This window comes from Agromyces selenitireducens (assembly GCF_052748465.2).
Genome location: NZ_CM188259.1, coordinates 428519 through 446649 on the forward strand (window position 1 = coordinate 428519; position 18131 = coordinate 446649).

Below are 18131 nucleotides of genomic sequence, written 5' to 3' on the forward strand. Positions count from 1 at the left end.
CGGCCGCGCCGCCGACCCCGGACGGCGGACGCGCGCGCATCCGGCCATGGTCACGCGCGAGGGGCGAGTTCCTCGCTGCGCCAGCGCTCGAAGCGCTCCCACGGATCCTCCGCTCCCGCGGCGACCTCGGCGATGTGCCGCACGAGCGCGTCGTCGAGGCGGAACCACTCCGTGCCCGGCCACCGGGAGCCGGCGAACTCGGCGTGCCGACGCTGCTCGAGCGTGCGCCCGCCGCGCTCGAACGCGAGCACCTCGTCGTGGGGGATCACCGCGAGGCGCTGCCGCGGGTTCGACGACGTGCCGATCTTGACCCGCTCGCGCCACCGCACGTAGTAGACGACGTCGACCCGCGGAGGCAGCACGTCGACGTCGGGCACGTCGCCGAGCCGCCACTCGCACACCGCACACACCCAGCCCGACGGGTATCGGACGCCGACGCGCGAGCCGCACACGAGGCAGGCGCCGGGCAGCACGTCGGTCACGCCCTCGTCACGTGCGACCCAGTCGTGCGCGGCCAGCAGGTGCGTGATGCACAGCGACAGCGGCGCGCCCGGCTCGGCGGGAGCCGTGCACGCGCCGACGTCGTCGACCGCGGTGCAGGCCGTGGCATCCGTCACCATGCGGGCACGCTACCGCCGCCCACCGACGCGGGCGATCACGCCTCGTGCGTGCGGCGCTCCATCTGGTAGATCGCGGCCTGGGTGCGGCGCTCGAAGCCGAGCTTCGACAGCAGCCCCGAGACGTAGTTCTTCACGGTCTTCTCGGCGAGCCCGAGCTGCTCGCCGATCTGCCGGTTCGTCAGGCCGTCGGCGATGAGCGCGAGCACCTGGCGCTCCCGCAGGTTGAGGGCCGCGAACCGCGGGTCGTCGTGGTCCTCGCGCTGCGCCTGCTGCGACACGCGGGCCGTGAGCTTCGCGTCGATGAGCGACCTCCCCGCGGCGACCGCGCGCACGTCATCGACGATCGTCGACCCGCGCACGTTCTTCAGTACGTACCCGGCGGCGCCCGCGAGCACGGCCGACATCGCCGCCGCATCGTCGTCGTAGGCGGTGAGGATGAGGCACGCGATCTCGGGATGCCGCGAGCGGATCTCACGGCACAGGTCGATGCCGTCACCGTCGGGCAGCCGCATGTCGAGCAGCGCGACGTCGGGCGAGGTCGCCGCGATACGGGGGAGCGCGTGCGCGACGGTGTCGGCCTCGCCGACGACCACCAGGTCGGGTTCGCGCTCGAGCAGTTCGGCGACGCCGCGGCGCACGATCTCGTGGTCGTCGACGAGGAAGACACGGGTCACTTCGGTTCCACTCCCTAGCGGCTCGAGCCCACGCGCTCGGCGGGCACGGTCCACCGTGCTCGCGTGCCGCGCGGGCTGCTGTCGATCTCGAATGCGCCGCCGAGCCGTTCGGCGCGCGTGCGCAGGTTCTCGAGGCCGCTGCGCCGCACCGGACTGCCGATGCCCCGGCCGTCGTCGACGACCTCGGCCGCGAGCATGCCGTCGGATGCCGCGATGGTCAGGCCGACGGCGTGCGCGTCGGCGTGCTTCACCGCGTTCGAGAGCAGCTCGCGCACCGACGCCGTGAGCTCGTCGGCCAGGCGTCCCTCGGAGATCATGTCGACCGGTCCGCTGAACGACACCGACACGGGCTGCCGCAGGTGGCGCGACGCGGCGCCCGCGAGGTCGAGCACGCGGTGCCGCAGCGTCGGCGCACCGTCCGCACGGGGCGTGAGCGCGAACACGATCGTGCGGATCTGGGCGATCGACTCGTCGAGCGTCGCCACGGCCGACTCGATGCGCTCCGCCGTGGCGCTCGGGCTCAGCGAGGCGACCGCCTGCAGGTCGAGCCCCGCGCCGTACAGCTGTTGCACGACGTGGTCGTGCAGGTCGCGGGCGATGCGGGCGCGGTCCTCGAGCAGCAGCGAGCGCTGCTGCGCCTCGCGCGCCTCGGCGAGTTCGTGCGCGAGCGAGACGCGCTCCGCGAGGTCCTCCGCGATCCGCATCTCGGCGGGCGTGAAGTGCGCCGAACCGGGCTTGCGACCGGCGGCGATGACCGCGGCGGGAGAGCCGGCCCTCCGCAGCGCGACGAACAGGACGGGCCCGGCATGGTCCTCCGAGTGGAGCGCGAGCGCCTCGTCGGACTGGTCGGTCCGGAGGCCGGGCGTCGCCCGCGTCTCACCGCCCTCGAGGGTGGCGGCGGCGAGCGTGCGGCCCGCCTCGAGCTCGGTGCCGGAGAGGTCGTCGCAGTCGACGCCGCGCGCCTCGAGCACGCGCACCGAGCCGGGTTCAGCTCCGGGCACGACGATCGCGACGCGGTCGGCGGCGCCGCGCGAGGCGAGCTCGTCGGCGATGAGGGCCGCGGCGTCGTCGCTCGACGAGGTGAGCAGCGCAGCGGTGACCTGGGCGGATGCCGCCGCCCACGCCTCGCGCATCCGCGCCTCGGCGAAGCGGCGTGCGTTGTCGATCGCGACGCCCGCGGCGGCCGCGAGCGCGGAGATCAGCTCGACGTCCTCCTCGGAGAAGTCGCCGTCGGCGCGATTGGTGAGGTACAGGTTGCCGAAGACCTCGTTGCGCACGCGGACGGGCACGCCGAGGAAGCTGTGCATGGGCGGGTGGTCGGCTGGAAAACCCACGGACCGGGCGTCCTCGCCGATGTCGTGCAGGCGGATCGGATCGGGGTGGTCGATCAGCGCCCCGAGGAGGCCGCGACCGTCGGGGAGGTGGCCGATCCGGTGCACGGCGTCGTCGGGCATGCCGACGTGGATGAACTCCTCGAGGCCGCCCTGCGGGGCGAGCACGCCGAGCGCCCCGTACTGGGCGTCGACGAGCTGGACCGCGGCCTCGACGATGCGGCGCAGCACCTCGGAGAGCTCGATCTGCTCGACGACCGCCTGCGTGGCCGTGAGCAGCGCCCGGAGGCGGCCCTGCGTGCGCATGACCTCGTCGGCGCGCTCGACAAGGTCCCTGAGCGCCCGGTCGAGCTCCACTCGCGGACCTTCAGGAAACGACAGCGGCGATGACTCCGACGTTCCCACCCCCATCCCGGCGGTTTGGCGCCACTGTAGCACCCGCTTTCCCGCGTTCCGGCGGCGTTGCGGGACCAAAGGCCCCGGTCGCCCAGGGAGCGATGCCGGATGCTGGTCGCATGACGATCGTGGTCGGGGCCGATGGAAGCGTGGCGAGTCGAGCGGCCCTCACTTGGGCGATCGATCGTGCGCGCAGCACCGGCGACGACCTCGTGCTCGCGACGGTCGTCGACGACGGGTGGGGTTCGGTGGGCGGGTCCGCGCTGGCCGAGTTGAAGGGCGCCGCTGAGCGCGGCGCGGAGCGCGAGATGGAGTTCGTGCGCGGTCTCGTGCCGACTGTGCGCGCATCCTCGACCGTCGTCGTCGGCAGCCCCATGCTCGCCCTCGCGGAGGCGGCGCGCGGCGCCGGCCTGGTCGCCGTAGGCACCCACAAGGTGGGCTACTTCCACGGACACGCGCTCGGCTCGCGGAGCCTGCAGCTCGCCGCCGTGTCGGCGACGCCGACCGTGGTCGTTCCCGTGACCTCGTGGCGCGGGCGCTCCGGCGTGGCCGTCGGGGCCGCGGAGGGCACCGACAGCGACGACGCCGTCCGGTTCGCGGCTCGCGAGGCCAAGCGCCTCGGCGAGACCCTCGTGATCGTGCACGCGGACGGCGACGACGAGCGCCCCGCGCCGGCCGAGCGGGCCGCGTCGCTCGCCGCGGCCGTGCACCCCGACCTCCCCATCGAGGTGCGCAGCACCGCCGACCCCCCGTCGGGCGCGCTCATCGGCGTCTCGCGGAGGGCGGTGCTGACCGTCACCGGCCGCCGCGGAGCCCAGCGGGGGTTCCTGCCGCTCGGCCGCACGAACTCCGACCTGCTCATGAACCTCGCCGGCCCGGTGCTCGTGGTCCCCGCGACCGCGGATTTGGTCGCAGCCGGATCGGCTGCGTCGTCGACCTCGTCGGTCGCCTGAGCCGCGGGATCCCGCCGGAGCCCGCGATCGACCCGTCAGCGACCCGAGTCGCTGCGCGCGCGCGAGCGCACGAGCAGCCATACGGCGACCGATGCGCCCACGGCCCACAGCGCGAGCACCCCGATCGATGTCCACGCCACGAGCGGCCCGTCAGGCCGCCACGCCTCGAGCAGCGCGATGCGCAGGTGCGACAGCGGGAACGCCGCGCCGATCCGGCTCATCCAGTCCGGACCTCCCACGAGGAACACGTCGGAGAGGAACGCGACCACGAAGAGCATCATGAGCGCGGCAGCGCCCGCGGCGCGGTTGTCGGGCAGCGCCGTCGCGAGCAGCAGGCCGCACGCGGCGAGCGACACCACGGCGAGCACGAGCACGACCGCGCCGAGCGCCAGGCCCCCGGCGGTGGTGCGCAGCCCGAACGCGAGCAGGCCGAGCAGCAGCAGTGCTGTGGCGATCGCCCAGCTCACCAGCACGGTCGCGACCCCGCGACCCGCGCCGAGCTCGCCGGTCGACAGCGGCGTGCCGCGCAGGCGCTTGAGCTGACCGCGCTCGGCAGCGCGCGATACCCAGTCGGCCGTGTTCATGAACGCGACGACCGCGACGCCCCATGCGCACATCGCCGCGGCCGTCGACGTGACGATCGGGATGCCGTCGCGCTCCCCGTTCTCCTGCAGGGTCACGAGCAGCCACATGAGCCCGACGGGGATCGCGACGGCGAAGAACAGGTCCCCAGGCCGGCGGACGGTCGAGCGCAGGGCTGCGGCGACCTGGCCGAGCACGCGCGATGCGACCGTGCTGGGGCGCGCCTCGACGCGGGTGACGGGTGCCGCGGGCGGCGCCCCCGCCGCGGCATCCGCTCGCACCGGCCGGTCGACCCGACCGCGACCGCCGTGCGGCCCGCGACCGAACCGCGGTTCCCACCGGAACGCGACCGCCGCGACGATCGCGCCGCCGACGCCCCACGCCGCGACGATCGCGAGGTTGCGGAGATTCCACGGCGGCAGGTCGTCGTACGGGTCGAACAGCTCCTGCAGGCTCACGACGAACGGCTTCAGCGGCCCGAACCACGCGATCGTGTCGATCCACGCGGGCAGGGTGCCGATCACGAAGATGCCCGAGACGAACGCGAGCACCACGGCCGCGCCGATCGTGACGGACTCCGTCGCGCGCGCGGACGGCAGCAGCGACGCGATCGCGATGCCGAGCGCGCTGAACGAGGCGAGCGCGATGAGGATCGTGACGACGAGCGGCAGCGCCGCCCCGTCGGGGATCACCACGTCGTACGCGATCATCGCGACGCCGAGCACGACGGCGACGGCGGCGGCTCCGAGCAGGGTGACGGCGAGCACCTGGGCGGTGACGTAGGCCCAGCCGGGCAGCGGGGTGCCGCGCAGCCGCTTCAGCACGAGCTTCTCGCGATCCTCGGCGACGCCGATCGCGATCGAGGGCAGCGTCGCGAACAGGCAGCCCATCGCGATCGCCGTCGGAGCGGCGAACTGCATGACCCGCAGCCCGGTCGTCGGGTCGACGACCTCGTTGCCGGCGACGATGCCGATGAGCACCAGCCACACCAGCGGCAGGCCGAACGTGAAGACGAACGCGATGCGCGCCCGCCACAGCGAGCGCAGCACGTGCACGGTGCGGCGCGCGAGCATGCCGGCCGCGGCCGGCCGGCCGGCGTCGACCGCTCCTGGCGGGGCGGGGGCGACGGATGCCGCAGCCGGGCCGCTCACGCCGTCACCGCCTCATCGGCCCCCGCGTGCACGGCGCGCTCGCCGACCAGCTCGAGGTAGGCGTCCTCGAGCGTCGGGCGGCGCACCTCGAGCGCGTCGAGCTCGACGTGCCGTTCGAGCGACCAGGTCGTGAGCGAGTGCAGCGTCGCCGTGGCGTCGTCGGTGGCGACGCGCCATCCGGTGCCGTCGGGTTCGAGCCGGGCGGATGCGCCGAGCGCGGCGGTGAGGCCGGGAGGCGCGCCGTCGGGTGTCGCGGCGGACGCGGGCACCGCGGCATCCGTCGCCCCCAGCCGGAATGCGACGACGGTCGACCGCCCACGCGAGGCGAGCTCGGCGGGCGTACCCAACGCGACGAGGCGGCCCGCGACGACGACGGCGACCCGGTCGGCGAGGTGCTGCGCCTCGTCGAGGTAGTGCGTGGTGAGCAGCACGGTCGTGCCGGCGTCGCGCAGGTCGCGCACGATCGACCACGCCCGGCGCCTGGCCTCGGGGTCGAAGCCGACCGTCGGCTCGTCGAGGAACAGCACCTCGGGTGCGCCGACGAGCCCGAGCGCGAGGTCGAGGCGCCGCCGCTGCCCGCCGGAGAGCGTGCGCACGCGCGCCGAGCGCTTCTCGGCGAGCCCGACGAGGTCGATCACGGCGTCCGCCTCGAGCCGTCGCGGGTAGAGCCCGCGGTGCAGGCGCACGAGCTCGGCGACCGTGGCGTCCTCGTCGAAGCCCGCCTCCTGCAGCACGATGCCGATGCGCTCGCGGAGCGCGCGTTCGCGCCGTGCCGGATCGTGCCCGAGCACGCGCACGGTGCCGGAGTCGGCCGAGCGATGGCCCTCGATGATCTCGACGACGGTCGTCTTCCCGGCCCCGTTCGGGCCGAGCAGGGCGAACACCTCGCCGCGCTCGATGCCGAACGAGACGCCGTCCACGGCCTGCACGTCGCCGTACGCCTTCCGCAGGTCCTCCACCTCGATCGGACGCATGCCGCCACCTCCCCGGGTCTTCTCGACGCTACGGGCGAGCGGATGCCGCAGCCCGGGCCGAAGGGCCCGCCGCAAGTCAAGCCCCGACCGGTGTCCCCCGTTGGGCGGCGTGTTCAGGTCCCGACGGGTAGGCTGCACTCCGGCAATCGCAGGTGAGAGACATGTTGGACGACGGAATGGAACGGCCCCGGGGATCGGCGGGTGCGCGGCGCGGCCGCCACGCGGCGCCCCCTGAGGGACCCCGCGGACCCGTCGAGCGTGTCGCCGCCGTCGCCCTCGCCGTGCTCGCCCTGGGTCGTGAGCGCGTGTGGGCTCCGCTCACGGCACGGGTCGCGCCCGCGCGCGATCGGGCCGGCACGGCGCTCGCCGCGTTCAGGGCCGGCCCCGTGGTGCCGTGGCTGTCGGCGCACCGAATGCCGGTGCTCATCGGCGGGGCGCTGCTCGTGTCGGCGATCGCGCTGGGCGGCGCCGCCGCGATGATCGCGTCGTCCACGTCCGTCGCCGGCGTCGACGACGAGGCCGCCGAGGTCGGCGACCGCCCCGGTCCCGGCTCCGGGTACACGATGCCGACGCCCGCTCCGTCCTCGCCCGTCCCGACGCCGACCTCGACACCGACCCCGACCCCCACGCCGACGCCGGCGCCCGTGGCGCCGGGCGCGACCGACCCGTCGATCGACCCGGAGCCGACCACGGTCCCCGCCGAGCCGACCACGGAGCCCGAGGACGATGCGCCCGGCAACTCCGGCGACTCGCCCGGCGCGGCCAACCGGCCGGACAAGGACAAGGACTGATCCCTCGCGAGGAGTGCGGCAGGCCGGCGGCGCGAGCTCCCGGGGGACGGGAACGGTCTTCGGCGCGCCGCCGGGCCTGCCGGAGGTGACGACACCTCGCCTCGAGTGTGCGCCCGGTCACGCCGGCTCGTCAGGCCCTTGACATCCGCTCGACGTCGTGCGCGGGCCGGTGTTCAGGTTCGTCACACTCCGCATTCACTGATCGTTCGGCTCGACGTGCTGCGCTAGCTTCGAACCGACCCGGACGATCGGCGACGAGACGGAGTCAACGTGAGCACCCGCAGGGCCGAGTACCCGCGCCCGTCCCACTTCCTCCTGCACATCAGCGACACGCACCTGCTGGGCGGAGGGCGGCGGCTCTACGACCGGGTCGACGCCGACCGCCACCTGCGCGAGCTGTTCGAGCAGTTCGAGGCGTCCGGCGGCAGGCCCGACGCGATCGTCTTCACCGGGGACCTCGCCGACCGCGGCGAATCGGAGGCGTACGACCTGCTGCGGCGCATCGTCGAGCCCGCCGCGGCCCGGATCGGAGCGCGGGTCATCTGGGTCATGGGCAACCACGACGACCGCGACGCGTTCCGGCGCGGACTCCTCGGCGACGTCGCCGGCGGCCAGCGTCCCGTCGACCGGGTCGACGACGTGAACGGGCTCCGGGTGATCACGCTCGACACGACCGTGCCCGGCCGCCACCACGGCGAGCTCTCGGGCGACCAGCTCGACTGGCTCGCCGAGGAGCTCTCGATTCCCGCGCCCGACGGCACGATCCTCGCGATGCACCACCCGCCCGTCCCGAGCGTGCTCGATCTCGCCGTCTCGGTCGAGCTGCGCGAGCAGGGGGCGCTCGCCGAGGTCGTCGCAGGCAGCGACATCCGCTCGATCATCGGCGGGCACCTGCACTACTCGTCGACCGCCACGTTCGCAGGCGTGCCCGTGTCGGTCGCGTCGGCCAGCTGCTACACGCAGGACCTCAACGTGCCCGTCGGCGGTACGCGCGGCCGCGACGGCGCCCGCGCCTTCAACCTCGTGCACGTGTATCCGGGCACGGTGCTCCACTCGGTCGTGCCGCTCGGCGAGACACCCGCGCTCGACTGGATCGACGCCGACGAGACCCGCCGCCGCCTCGCCACGGCCGGCGTCGAGATCGCGGATGCCGCGGCGCCGGCGCCCGTGCCGGCCGAGCCGCCGCACGCCGAGACGTTCACGGTGCTCGCGTAGCGCGGAGTCAGGCGGCCGGGTCGTCGGCCTGGGCTGCGCGCGGCGAGCCGTCGGCCGCGAAGACCGCGCCCGCGGCATCCGTCGCGCCCTTCTCCCACGGTGCGGGGAACGGGAAGTACCGCTCGAGGAAGTCGATGACCGCCTCGGTGCGCTCCTCGACCGAGATCTCGGGGAAGCTGCCGTCGTTGAGGCAGAACATGTCGACGTCGCGGCGCTTCAGCAGGCGCCTCATCGCGGGCAGCGCGCGCCTCAGCGTGGTCTCGACGTACTTCACGTTCGCGTCGGTCTGCACGACCGCGCGCCCGGTGAGCAGCGCGTAGTAGTGGTACAGCGAGTTGGTCACCGAGATGTCGGTCGCCGAACGGAACCGGCTCGCCGCCGTGCGGCGGAACTCCTCCGGGAACTCCCGCTCGAGCTCGGCCATGACGGATCGACGCAGCGGGGCGGCGCAGTGCTCGAGATGGCGCGTGGTGACCTTGCCGTAGCGGTCGTGCAGCAGGCGACGGTTCACGCGCGCGGCGTTCTCGAAGCCCGAGCGGCTCGGGTCGGACTCGCCCAGGCCGATGCGGGTGCCCGCCTCGACGAACTTCGTGATGCCGCCCGGCGAGAAGAACAGGTCGGGCGAGAGCGGCCGCCCGAAGAACATGTCGTCGTTCGAGTAGAGGAAGTGCTCGGCGATGCCCGGGATGCGGTGCAGTTGGCTCTCGACCGCGTGCGAATTGTAGGTGGGCAGCACCGACGTGTCGGCGAACATCTCCTCGGCGCGCACGATGGTCACCTTCGGATGCTTCGCGAGCCACGCCGGCGGGCGCGAATCGGTGCAGACGAAGATCCGGCGCACCCACGGGGCGAACAGGTACACCGAGCGCAGCGCGTACTTCAGCTCGTCGATCTGCCGGTAGCGCGCCTCGGAGTCGTCGCCCTCGCCGACCACGTACGTCTGCATGCGACGTGCTCGCTCGCGCAGGAACTCGACATCGGAGCCGTCGACCCACGAGAACACCATGTCGATCTCGAAGTCGATGTCGCTCGCGAGCGGCGACCACATGTGCTCGAGCGTGCGCCAGTCGCGGCCGTGCAGGTGCACCGTCTCCTCGACGGCCTCGGCGCGGGGGAGCGTGCGGCGCATGAGGGCGTTCTCCCGCGGCGCCTCGATGACGTCCTCGCCGAACCGCCAGAACTCGAGCTGCACCGCGGACTCGGCGCCGTAACGCAGCCGGCCCACGGGCTCGACGCGCGGCCGGTACAGCCGCACCGCCTTCGGCTTGCGATGCGTCGACAGCGCGCCGTCGGCGACGAGCACGTGCCGGTCGCCCGCCACCCGCTCGGGCACGAGCGTCGCCGAATAGAACGGCTCGTCGGCGAACGCGGCGACGAGGGCACGCACGACCGCCTTGCGCTCGGCCCGGTCGACCGCGATCACCGCGCGGCCGCCGTCGCGGCGCACCAGCAGGTAGTCGATGCCCACGTCGTCGAGCGCGGATGCCACGGCGCAGAGGTCCTCGACCATCGACTCCTGCGGGGTGACGTGCCCGTTCCGGAGCGCATACTGCCCCTTGCGCACCACGATGTCGTCGCGATCGAACCGCGAGTGCGTCGCGTCGGGGGAGACGAGGACGAGCTCGGGCACGTCGCTCAGCCGCAGCCCGGGGTCCGGGTCGGGACGACGGCGGCGGAAGGCGTCGCCGGTCTTCGGCATGCGGTCGCGGCGGGTCTCGGCGGGCTCGGTCGTCGTCACGTCGTGAGGTGCTCCTCGGTCGGGGTCGCGCGCCGATCGGCGCGGTGGTGCTCTCATGGTACGTCCGCCGCGGGCCCCCGCGATGAGGCTTGCGCCCGGTCGACCCCGGCCGCCGCGTGTTGCGCCGCATGTCGTGCGGTGTCGCGACGTGACGGCACGTGCTTGAGGGCCGGCCGGCGGCATCCGTAGCCTCGGGCGCACCGTCGGCGCACCGGAGGGAGCTGGCATGTCGATCACCCGCACGGACGCACCGCACTCGGTGCTCGCGCCGCTCGCCGACGCCGGCCTCGAGGTGCCGGTCCTGGGCGGCGGCAGGGTACGCCACGTGAACCTCGACATCGCGGCATCCGCCCCCGCGCTCGCGGTCGTCGCCGTGCACGTCGAACGCGTGCTGCCGTACTACGCGAGCGTGCACCGGGGCACCGGGTACCTCTCGCAGGCGTCGACCGCGCTCGTCGAGGACGCGCGCGTCGCCGTCGCCCGCCACGTCGGCGCCCGGATCGACGATCACGTCGTGTTCACGCGCAACACGACCGACGCGCTCAATCTGCTCGCCTCCGCCGTGCCCGGCGACACCGTGGTGCTCGACATCGAGCACCACGCCAACCTGCTCCCGTGGGAACGGCGCGGGCGCCGCGTCGTCCTCGCGCAGCCCACCCTCTCGGCGACGATCGATTCGCTCGCCGCCGAGCTGCGCCCACGCCCCGCCGCGCTGCTCTCGGTCACGGGCGCGTCCAACCTCACGGGCGAGGTGCTGCCGATCGACGTGCTCGCATCGCTCGCGCACGAGCACGGCGCCCGGCTGGCGGTGGATGCCGCGCAGCTGCTGCCGCACCGGCGCGTCGACCTCGCGGCCTCCGGCATCGACTACGTCGCGTTCTCGGGGCACAAGGCGTACGCCCCCTTCGGGGCGGGTGCGCTCGTCGGACGCGCCGACTGGCTCGACGCCGCGCCCGCGCACCTCGCGGGCGGCGGCGCCGTCGAGTCCGTCGGGCTGGCAGCGTCCGTGTGGAGGACCGGCCCGGAGCGGCACGAGGCGGGGACCCCGAACGTGATCGGCATCTCGGCGATCGCGAGCGCGCTCGGCGAACTCGAGCGGCTCGGTGACGACGCGCGCCGGTCGCACGAGACGGCGCTCACCGAGCGGCTCCACGCGGGGCTCGCCGGCATCCCCGGCGTCCGCGTGCTCCGCGGGTTCGCCGACGTCGACGACCGGCTCGGCATCGCGACGATCGAGCTCGAGCGAGGTTCGGTCGGCCTCGTCGCCGCGGCGCTCGCCGCCGAGCACGGCATCTCCGTCAGGGCCGGGCGCTTCTGCGCGCACCCCTTCTTCGACCGCCTGGCCGCGCGCGCGAACGGCCTGCGGGCGAGCGTCGGCGCGGGCTCGTCGGCCGACGACGTCGACCGGTTCGTGGACGCGCTCGCCCGGCTGGTCGCCGACGGGCCCGCGCACGCGTACGACCGGACCCCGGCCGGCTGGTGCCCGCGCCACGACGACCGCCCGCGGCCGGAGCTGGGCTGAGGGCGGGCCGACGGCGCCGTCGCGCGGCAGGCGACATCCGGAGACCCGCCTACACTGGTTCGGGTCGAAGGGGGTCGGAATGCGTCCGCTCAGCGAGGACGAGCTCCGGTCGTCGTTCGTGAACGCGACCGATCGAGAGCTCGAGGAGCTCGAACTGCCGCTCGAGTACCTGCTGGTCGACTGGGAGCACGTCGACGCGCTCGCATGGCGCGACCGGAGGGCGAGCCGCCGCGGCTACCTCGTCACGATCATCGACGACGAGCCCGTCGGGATCGTGCTGCGCGCAGCCGACCCGCCCTCGTCGCGGTTCCGCGCCGGCATGTGCAACCTGTGCCACACCCAGCAGCCCGCCAACCAGGTCACGATGTTCTCCGCGCGCCGCGCCGGCGAGGCCGGACGCAACGGCAACACGGTCGGGACCTACCTCTGCAGCGACCTGTCGTGCCAGGAGAACGTGCGCCTGCACGCCCCGCTCGCCCCCGCCGAGGTGCGCACGGGCTCGCACGTGTGGGCGCGCATCGACGGGCTCGCCCGCCGCACGCGTGCGTTCGTCGAGGGCGTGCGCGCCGGCTGAGCCGCCCTCTGCTGGTCGAGGCTGGTCGAGTAGGACGCGTCGCGCCGTATCGAGACCCCGCCGCCGGGTCGCGATACGCGGCTTCGCCGCTGCTCGACCGCCGGGTGCCTACGCGTCGAGCGCGACCGGCTCGAGGACGGCGCGCTTCGCCGCGCGTCCGTCGCCCGACGAGCGGCCGGTGAGGCGGCGGCCGATCCACGGCAGCACGTACTCGCGGTAGTACACCGCGGTGTTGCGGCTGCGCGGGCCGGGGGGTGCGGCGGCGACCTCGGCGACGCCCCACTCCTCGGGCACGGGCACGCCGAGCGCGGTGAGCACGTTCGAAGCGACCCGCGCGTGCCCGAGCGAATTGAGGTGCAGCTTGTCGGACGACCAGTAGCGGATGTCGCGGAGCCCCCGGTCGGCGAAGTTGTCGACGAACGTCACGCCGTCGAGCGACGCGAGGTCGTAGAGCGCCGTCGTCAGGCGCGCGCCGCGCGCGTCGAACACGCGCCCGAGGGGGAGATGGTCGGTCGGATTCGCGCCGCTCAGCATGAGCACGTGGATGCCCTCATCGCGGATGCGGTGCACCGCCTGCCGGAACCGCTGCGCCACGAGCTCCTCGGGCATGCGGGGGCGGAGCATGTCGTTGCCGCCGCCGTTGAAGCTGATCACCTCGGGCTTCAGCGCGATGGCCGCCTCGAGCTGCTCGTCGACGATGGGGCCCAGCTTGCGGCCGCGGATCGCGAGGTTCGCGTACCGCACCGGCTGGGGCGCGGCCTCCTTCGCCATCCCGAGCGCGACGAAGTCGGCCCAGCCCCGCACCGAGCCGTCGGGCAGCACATCGCCCACGCCCTCGGTGAAGCTGTCGCCGATCGCCACGTACGAGTGGAAGAGCATGCGTTCCACGCTAGCGTGCGGCTCCGTCACCCTCGCCGGATTGCGCTACGGGCGTCACGGAGCCGCGGCGTGTCTGCCACGGCGGCCGCCGTTCAGTGCGCGGCGTGCCGGTGCGCGTGCTCGATCTCGCAGTCGCTGCCGGGGTAGAGGAGCGCCTCGTGGCCGTCGTCGAAGCGCACCATGTACGGCGGGCCGCCGTCGGCGCCGCGCACCTCGAGCACCTCGCCGTGCCGTTCGGCGCTGCCGACCTGCTTGCCGTGGATGACCAGTCGATCTCCGACCGTCGCCTGCATCGGGAACCCTCCCTCTGTCGCGAGAACCGTCCTCGTTCCACCGTACGCCGACGTCCGGAGGCCCGGAAGGGGGCGCGGGTCAGTCGGTCGCGAGCAGGGCCGCCCAGAGGTCGGCGCGTGCGTGGAAGCCCGACAGGTCGCGACCGAGCAGTTTCTCGGCGAGCGCGATGCGACTGCGCACGGTGTGACGGTGCACGCCCAGCTCCTGCGCGGTCGCGTCGAACTGGCCGCCGTTCGACAGCCAGGCGCGCGTGGTCTCGAGCAGCGCCGTACCGCTCTCCGCGTCGTGCTCGATGAGCGGGGCGAGCGTGGCCCGGGCGACGGCGCGCGCGTCGGTCCGGGCGAGGAAGGCGAGCACGCCCTGACGGCTGATGTCGTCGAACATCGTGACGCCCGGCCCGGTCTCACGTGCCCGTTCGAGCGCGCGCAGCGCCTGCTCGTGCAGCTCGGCGAGTCGGGCGACGGATGCCGCGTCGGAGACCCCGACGGGCACGTCGAACTCGACCGCGAGCTCGTCGGCCACGCCGCTGTCGGAGTCCTGCATGACGAGCGTCATGGATTCGCCGTCGCGGCCGAAGAACAGCCGCCCGCCGCGCTCGTCGACGCGCAGCTCGAGGAACTCGGCGACGCGGTCGATGTGCTCGGTGGGCAGGTCGGCGACCGCGACCCGGACGGGGTCGGCCGGCAGCGGGCCCCACATCTCGGCGGAGACTTCGCTCGCGAGGTGCACGTCTCCGGCGAGCATCGAACGCAGGAGCCCCGAGCGCAGGTGCCCACGGGCGCGGTCGAGGTCGCGGTTCTGCTCGAGCGCGAGTCCGGCGAGCGCGATCACCGAGGTGACGACCTCGCGACCGGCCTGGTCGAGCTCGGGGGACTCGCCGATCGCGAGCACGCCGCGCAGGGCGCCGCCCGCGCCGAGGGTCTGCAGCGTCATCCGCTGCGGCCGCCCCACCGACGCGCCAGCCTCCAGCGTGCGGCCGGCGCGCTGCCCGCGGCGCAGCATGGAACGCGCCTCGCCGACGACCTCGCCGAGCGCCGGCTGGCCGAGACCGCCCTCGGGGGCCTCGCGGTCGAGCGCGCCCGCAGCGTCCACGAGTCCGACCCAGGTGCCCAGGCGGTTGCTCAGCTCGGTGAGCGTCGCGCCGAGCCCGTCGGGGCGGAGCGCGGCGAGCGAGATCGCCCGCTGCGCCTGCAGGGCCCACGCCTGCCGGGCGTTCGAGTCGGCGGCGTTGAGGTCGGCGATCGTGCGGGCGATGCGGATGAACGGCACGCGGTACGGCACCTCGAACAGCGGCACGCCGTGGCGCCCGCAGGCCTCGACGAGTAGGTCCGGCGTGCCGGCGCGGACCACCTCGGTGCCGAAGCCGAGCGCGGCGAGACCGGCGCCGGCGAGCCGGGCGACGTACGCGTCGAAGACCGCCGGGTCGTCGTGCCCGGTGTCGGCGCCGAACTGGGTGCCGGTCGTGAGCAGCACCTGCCCCGGCTCGAGGAAGGGGGCGGGGTCATCGAGGTCGGAGCTGTGCACCCACGGCACCGGGGCGTCGAGCGCGCCATCGGGCAGGTGCGACTCGCCGACGAGCGCGGTGAGCGCGAGGTCGCTGCGTTCCAGCAGGGTGCGCACGGTCGGCTTCACGGGATCACCTCGATATACGTCACGTCGAGAACACTGGTGTCGAGTGTACATCGGGGAGAGGGTGGCATCCGTTTCGGCCTGCCTACCATGGCCCGACACCGCCACCGTCGTCACCGCATCGGAGCATCCCATGACCCTCGTCGAACCCACGGCCACCGCCGTCGGCGGTCCCGCCCTCCCGCAGGAGCGCCGCCTCGTCACCAGCATCCCCGGCCCGCGCTCGCAGGAGCTCATGGACCGGAAGGCCCACGCCGTCGCCAAGGGCGTCGGCACCACCATCCCCGTCTCGGTCGTCGCGGCCGGCGGCGGCGTCGTCGTCGACGCCGACGGCAACTCGATCATCGACCTCGGCTCGGGCATCGCCGTCACCGGCGTCGGCAACGCCAACCCGCGCGTCGTCGAGGCGGTCACCGCCCAGCTGAACGCCTTCACCCACACGTGCTTCACGGTCGCGCCCTACGACAGCTACGTCGCCGTCGCCGAGAAGCTCAACGAGCTCACGCCCGGCGACCACGAGAAGCGCTCGGCCCTGTTCAACTCGGGCGCCGAGGCCGTCGAGAACGCGATCAAGATCGCCCGCCACCACACGAAGAAGATGGCCGTCGTCGCGTTCGACCACGCCTACCACGGCCGCACGAACCTCACGATGGGCCTCACGGCGAAGAACATCCCCTACAAGGACGGCTTCGGCCCGTTCGCGCCCGAGGTGTACCGCGCGCCGCTCAGCTACCCCTACCGCGACAACGGCCTCTCGGGCGCCGAGGCCGCGGCCCGCGCGATCACGCAGATCGAGAAGCAGATCGGCGCGAACAACCTCGCCGCGATCATCATCGAGCCCATTCAGGGCGAGGGCGGCTTCATCGTGCCCGCACCCGGCTTCCTCCCCGCGCTCGTCACGTGGGCGAACGAGAACGACGTCGTGTTCATCGCCGACGAGGTGCAGACCGGCTTCGGCCGCACGGGCGCCTGGTTCGCGAGCGAGCACGACGGCATCGTGCCCGACCTCGTCGTCACCGCGAAGGGCATCGCCGGCGGACTGCCGCTCTCGGCGGTCACCGGCCGCGCCGACATCATGGACTCCGCCCACGTCGGCGGCCTCGGCGGCACCTACGGCGGCAACCCCCTCGCGTGCGCCGCCGCGCTCGCCGCGATCGAGTCGTACGAGCAGGACGGCCTCATCGAGCGTGCCCGCCAGATCGGCGCCGTGCTCATCGGCCGCCTCAACGCGCTCCGCACCGCCGACGCCCGCATCGGCGACGTCCGGGGCCGCGGCGCGATGGTCGCGATCGAGCTCGTCGACCCGACGACCGGGGCGCCCGACGCCGCGCTCACCGGCCGGCTCGCCGCGTACGCCCACGCCAACGGCGTGCTCGTGCTCACGTGCGGCACGTACGGCAACGTCATCCGCTTCCTCCCGCCGCTCACGATCAGCGACGAGCTGCTCGTCGAGGGCCTCGACGTCATCGCCGAGGGGCTGAAGCAGGCATGAACCCCGTGACGGCGCCGACGGATGCCGCGGCATCCGTCACGCTCGAAGCCACCCCGCTCGCCGACGCGCGCTCGCAGCTCGCCGAGGCCGTCGACCTGCTCGGCTACGGCGACGGCCTCCACCAGATGCTCGCGACCCCGCGCCGCGAGCTCAGCGTGGCCGTGCCGCTGCGCATGGACTCGGGCGAGAGCCGCCTGTACCTCGGCTACCGCGTGCAGCACAACTTCTCGCGCGGCCCCGCCAAGGGCGGCCTCCGCTACGCGCCGAACGTGAACCTCGACGAGGTCCGCGCGCTCGCGATGTGGATGACCTGGAAGTGCGCCCTGCTCGACGTGCCGTACGGCGGTGCGAAGGGCGGGCTCGCGATCGACCCGCGCGAGCACTCGATGGCCGAGCTCGAGCGCGTCACGCGCCGCTACACGAGCGAGATCCTGCCGATCATCGGCCCGGAGCGCGACATCCCCGCACCCGACATCGGCACCGACGAGCAGACCATGGCCTGGATCATGGACACCTACTCGGTGAACTCCGGCTACACGGTGCCCGGCATCGTCACCGGCAAGCCGATCTCGCTCGGCGGCTCGCTCGGCCGGGCGTCGGCCACGAGCCGCGGCGTCACGCACATCGCGCTCGCCGCGCTCCGCCACGCCGGGTTCGAGCCGTCACGCTCGACCGCGGCCGTGCAGGGCTTCGGCAAGGTCGGTGCGGATGCCGCGCGGTTCCTCGCCGAGGCCGGCGTGCGCGTCACCGCGGTGAGCGACCAATACGGCGCCGTGCGCGACGACCGCGGCCTCGACATCGAGGCGCTCAGCGACCACGTGCGCGCCACCGGCTCGGTCATCGGCTTCGCCGAAGCGGACGAGCTCGGCCGCGATGACCTGCTCACCCAGGACGTCGACCTGCTCGTGCCCGCCGCGGTCGAGGGCGTGCTCAACGAGTCCAACGCGCGCGACGTGCTCGCCCGCGTGATCGTGGAGGGCGCCAACGGCCCCACGACCCCCGCCGCCGACGCGATCCTGCGCGAGCGCGGCGTGCTCGTCGTCCCCGACATCCTCGCCAACGCGGGCGGTGTCATCGTCTCGTACTTCGAGTGGGTGCAGGCCAACCAGGCGTACTGGTGGCGTGCCGACGAGGTCGAGAGCAGACTTGAGGAGCGGATGCTGAACGCCTGGCGTCACGTCCTCGGCTACGCCGAGGCCCGCGACCTCTCGCTCCGCACCGCCGCCACGGCGCTCGCCGTCGAGCGCGTCGCCGAGGCGCACCGCATCCGCGGCCTCTACCCGTGATCGCGCGAGACCCGCGCACGACTGGAACGG

16 protein-coding genes are annotated in these 18131 nt (G+C 73.9%); 7 read left to right on the plus strand and 9 right to left on the minus strand.

Annotation, left to right across the window (positions count from 1 at the left end; genetic code table 11):
* Positions 1-50: 50 nt before the first annotated feature.
* The 3 genes from ACULK4_RS02035 to ACULK4_RS02045 are packed head-to-tail and all read right to left on the minus strand — an operon-like array spanning position 51 to position 2982.
* On the minus strand, positions 51-620 hold the full coding sequence (locus tag ACULK4_RS02035) for a GIY-YIG nuclease family protein (protein WP_445964792.1): 570 nt from the start codon (positions 618-620) through the stop codon (positions 51-53).
* A 35-nt stretch (positions 621-655) separates the two neighbouring features.
* Positions 656-1294 (minus strand): response regulator, encoded by a 639-nt coding sequence (locus ACULK4_RS02040; protein WP_445964793.1) that lies wholly within the window; start codon positions 1292-1294, stop codon positions 656-658.
* Positions 1295-1308: 14 nt separating this feature from the next.
* Complete coding sequence (locus tag ACULK4_RS02045; protein ID WP_445964794.1) at positions 1309-2982, minus strand: sensor histidine kinase; 1674 nt, start codon at positions 2980-2982, stop codon at positions 1309-1311.
* Positions 2983-3140: 158 nt separating this feature from the next.
* On the opposite strand from ACULK4_RS02045, the gene ACULK4_RS02050 reads away from it, so the two are divergent.
* Entirely contained in the window at positions 3141-3974 is an 834-nt protein-coding gene (locus ACULK4_RS02050) for a universal stress protein (RefSeq protein ID WP_445964795.1), read from the plus strand.
* Between the two features lie 35 nt (positions 3975-4009).
* Here ACULK4_RS02050 and ACULK4_RS02055 read toward each other — a convergent pair whose 3' ends face one another.
* Both ACULK4_RS02055 and ACULK4_RS02060 read right to left on the minus strand, forming a co-directional pair.
* A complete protein-coding gene (locus ACULK4_RS02055; protein WP_445964796.1) occupies positions 4010-5707 on the minus strand; it encodes an ABC transporter permease in 1698 nt (565 codons plus the stop codon).
* The gene (locus ACULK4_RS02060; RefSeq protein ID WP_445964797.1) at positions 5704-6681 is read right to left on the minus strand and encodes an ABC transporter ATP-binding protein; all 978 of its coding nucleotides are present in this window, start codon (positions 6679-6681) and stop codon (positions 5704-5706) included. Before ACULK4_RS02060 ends, ACULK4_RS02055 begins: the two co-directional genes overlap by 4 nt.
* A gap of 176 nt (positions 6682-6857) precedes the next feature.
* Between ACULK4_RS02060 and ACULK4_RS02065 the strand changes: the two genes are divergently transcribed.
* Together ACULK4_RS02065 and ACULK4_RS02070 are read left to right on the plus strand one after the other, a co-directional pair.
* A complete protein-coding gene (locus tag ACULK4_RS02065) occupies positions 6858-7472 on the plus strand; it encodes a hypothetical protein (RefSeq protein WP_445964798.1) in 615 nt (204 codons plus the stop codon).
* Between the two features lie 270 nt (positions 7473-7742).
* Positions 7743-8687: a phosphodiesterase gene (locus ACULK4_RS02070; RefSeq protein WP_445964799.1), complete on the plus strand. Its 945-nt coding sequence runs from the start codon at positions 7743-7745 to the stop codon at positions 8685-8687.
* 7 nt (positions 8688-8694) lie between these two features.
* On the opposite strand, the gene ACULK4_RS02075 is transcribed toward ACULK4_RS02070, so the two are convergent.
* Positions 8695-10386 carry a stealth family protein gene (locus tag ACULK4_RS02075; protein ID WP_445965188.1) on the minus strand — a complete coding sequence of 564 codons (1692 nt, stop codon included), beginning with the start codon at positions 10384-10386 and terminating at the stop codon, positions 8695-8697.
* Between the two features lie 265 nt (positions 10387-10651).
* On the opposite strand from ACULK4_RS02075, the gene ACULK4_RS02080 reads away from it, so the two are divergent.
* Together ACULK4_RS02080 and ACULK4_RS02085 are read left to right on the plus strand one after the other, a co-directional pair.
* Positions 10652-11947, plus strand: a complete 1296-nt coding sequence (locus ACULK4_RS02080) for an aminotransferase class V-fold PLP-dependent enzyme (RefSeq protein ID WP_445964800.1) — start codon at positions 10652-10654, stop codon at positions 11945-11947.
* A gap of 79 nt (positions 11948-12026) precedes the next feature.
* A complete protein-coding gene (locus ACULK4_RS02085) occupies positions 12027-12521 on the plus strand; it encodes an FBP domain-containing protein (protein WP_445964801.1) in 495 nt (164 codons plus the stop codon).
* A gap of 108 nt (positions 12522-12629) precedes the next feature.
* On the opposite strand, the gene ACULK4_RS02090 is transcribed toward ACULK4_RS02085, so the two are convergent.
* The 3 genes from ACULK4_RS02090 to ACULK4_RS02100 form a co-directional block, all read right to left on the minus strand.
* Positions 12630-13400 carry an SGNH/GDSL hydrolase family protein gene (locus tag ACULK4_RS02090; protein WP_445964802.1) on the minus strand — a complete coding sequence of 257 codons (771 nt, stop codon included), beginning with the start codon at positions 13398-13400 and terminating at the stop codon, positions 12630-12632.
* 92 nt (positions 13401-13492) lie between these two features.
* Positions 13493-13693: a DUF1918 domain-containing protein gene (locus tag ACULK4_RS02095; protein ID WP_445964803.1), complete on the minus strand. Its 201-nt coding sequence runs from the start codon at positions 13691-13693 to the stop codon at positions 13493-13495.
* Between the two features lie 79 nt (positions 13694-13772).
* Positions 13773-15326: a helix-turn-helix domain-containing protein gene (locus ACULK4_RS02100; RefSeq protein WP_445964804.1), complete on the minus strand. Its 1554-nt coding sequence runs from the start codon at positions 15324-15326 to the stop codon at positions 13773-13775.
* A gap of 130 nt (positions 15327-15456) precedes the next feature.
* Here ACULK4_RS02100 and gabT point away from each other — a divergent pair, with 130 nt between their 5' ends.
* Positions 15457-16815, plus strand: a complete 1359-nt coding sequence (gabT, locus tag ACULK4_RS02105) for a 4-aminobutyrate--2-oxoglutarate transaminase (RefSeq protein ID WP_445964805.1) — start codon at positions 15457-15459, stop codon at positions 16813-16815.
* Entirely contained in the window at positions 16812-18101 is a 1290-nt protein-coding gene (locus ACULK4_RS02110) for a Glu/Leu/Phe/Val family dehydrogenase (protein ID WP_445964806.1), read from the plus strand. Before gabT ends, ACULK4_RS02110 begins: the two co-directional genes overlap by 4 nt.
* The last annotated feature ends 30 nt before the right edge of the window (positions 18102-18131 follow it).

What these genes read in the sequence shown, in the direction of transcription:
- ACULK4_RS02035 (WP_445964792.1), bottom strand. Translation starts at nt 620, where the DNA reads ATGGTGACGGATGCCACGGCCTGCACCGCGGTCGACGACGTCGGCGCG.
- ACULK4_RS02050 (WP_445964795.1), top strand. Translation starts at nt 3,141, where the DNA reads ATGACGATCGTGGTCGGGGCCGATGGAAGCGTGGCGAGTCGAGCGGCC.
- ACULK4_RS02060 (WP_445964797.1), bottom strand. Translation starts at nt 6,681, where the DNA reads ATGCGTCCGATCGAGGTGGAGGACCTGCGGAAGGCGTACGGCGACGTG.
- ACULK4_RS02065 (WP_445964798.1), top strand. Translation starts at nt 6,858, where the DNA reads ATGGAACGGCCCCGGGGATCGGCGGGTGCGCGGCGCGGCCGCCACGCG.
- ACULK4_RS02075 (WP_445965188.1), bottom strand. Translation starts at nt 10,386, where the DNA reads ATGCCGAAGACCGGCGACGCCTTCCGCCGCCGTCGTCCCGACCCGGAC.
- ACULK4_RS02080 (WP_445964800.1), top strand. Translation starts at nt 10,652, where the DNA reads ATGTCGATCACCCGCACGGACGCACCGCACTCGGTGCTCGCGCCGCTC.
- ACULK4_RS02085 (WP_445964801.1), top strand. Translation starts at nt 12,027, where the DNA reads ATGCGTCCGCTCAGCGAGGACGAGCTCCGGTCGTCGTTCGTGAACGCG.
- ACULK4_RS02090 (WP_445964802.1), bottom strand. Translation starts at nt 13,400, where the DNA reads ATGCTCTTCCACTCGTACGTGGCGATCGGCGACAGCTTCACCGAGGGC.
- ACULK4_RS02095 (WP_445964803.1), bottom strand. Translation starts at nt 13,693, where the DNA reads ATGCAGGCGACGGTCGGAGATCGACTGGTCATCCACGGCAAGCAGGTC.
- gabT (WP_445964805.1), top strand. Translation starts at nt 15,457, where the DNA reads ATGACCCTCGTCGAACCCACGGCCACCGCCGTCGGCGGTCCCGCCCTC.
- ACULK4_RS02110 (WP_445964806.1), top strand. Translation starts at nt 16,812, where the DNA reads ATGAACCCCGTGACGGCGCCGACGGATGCCGCGGCATCCGTCACGCTC.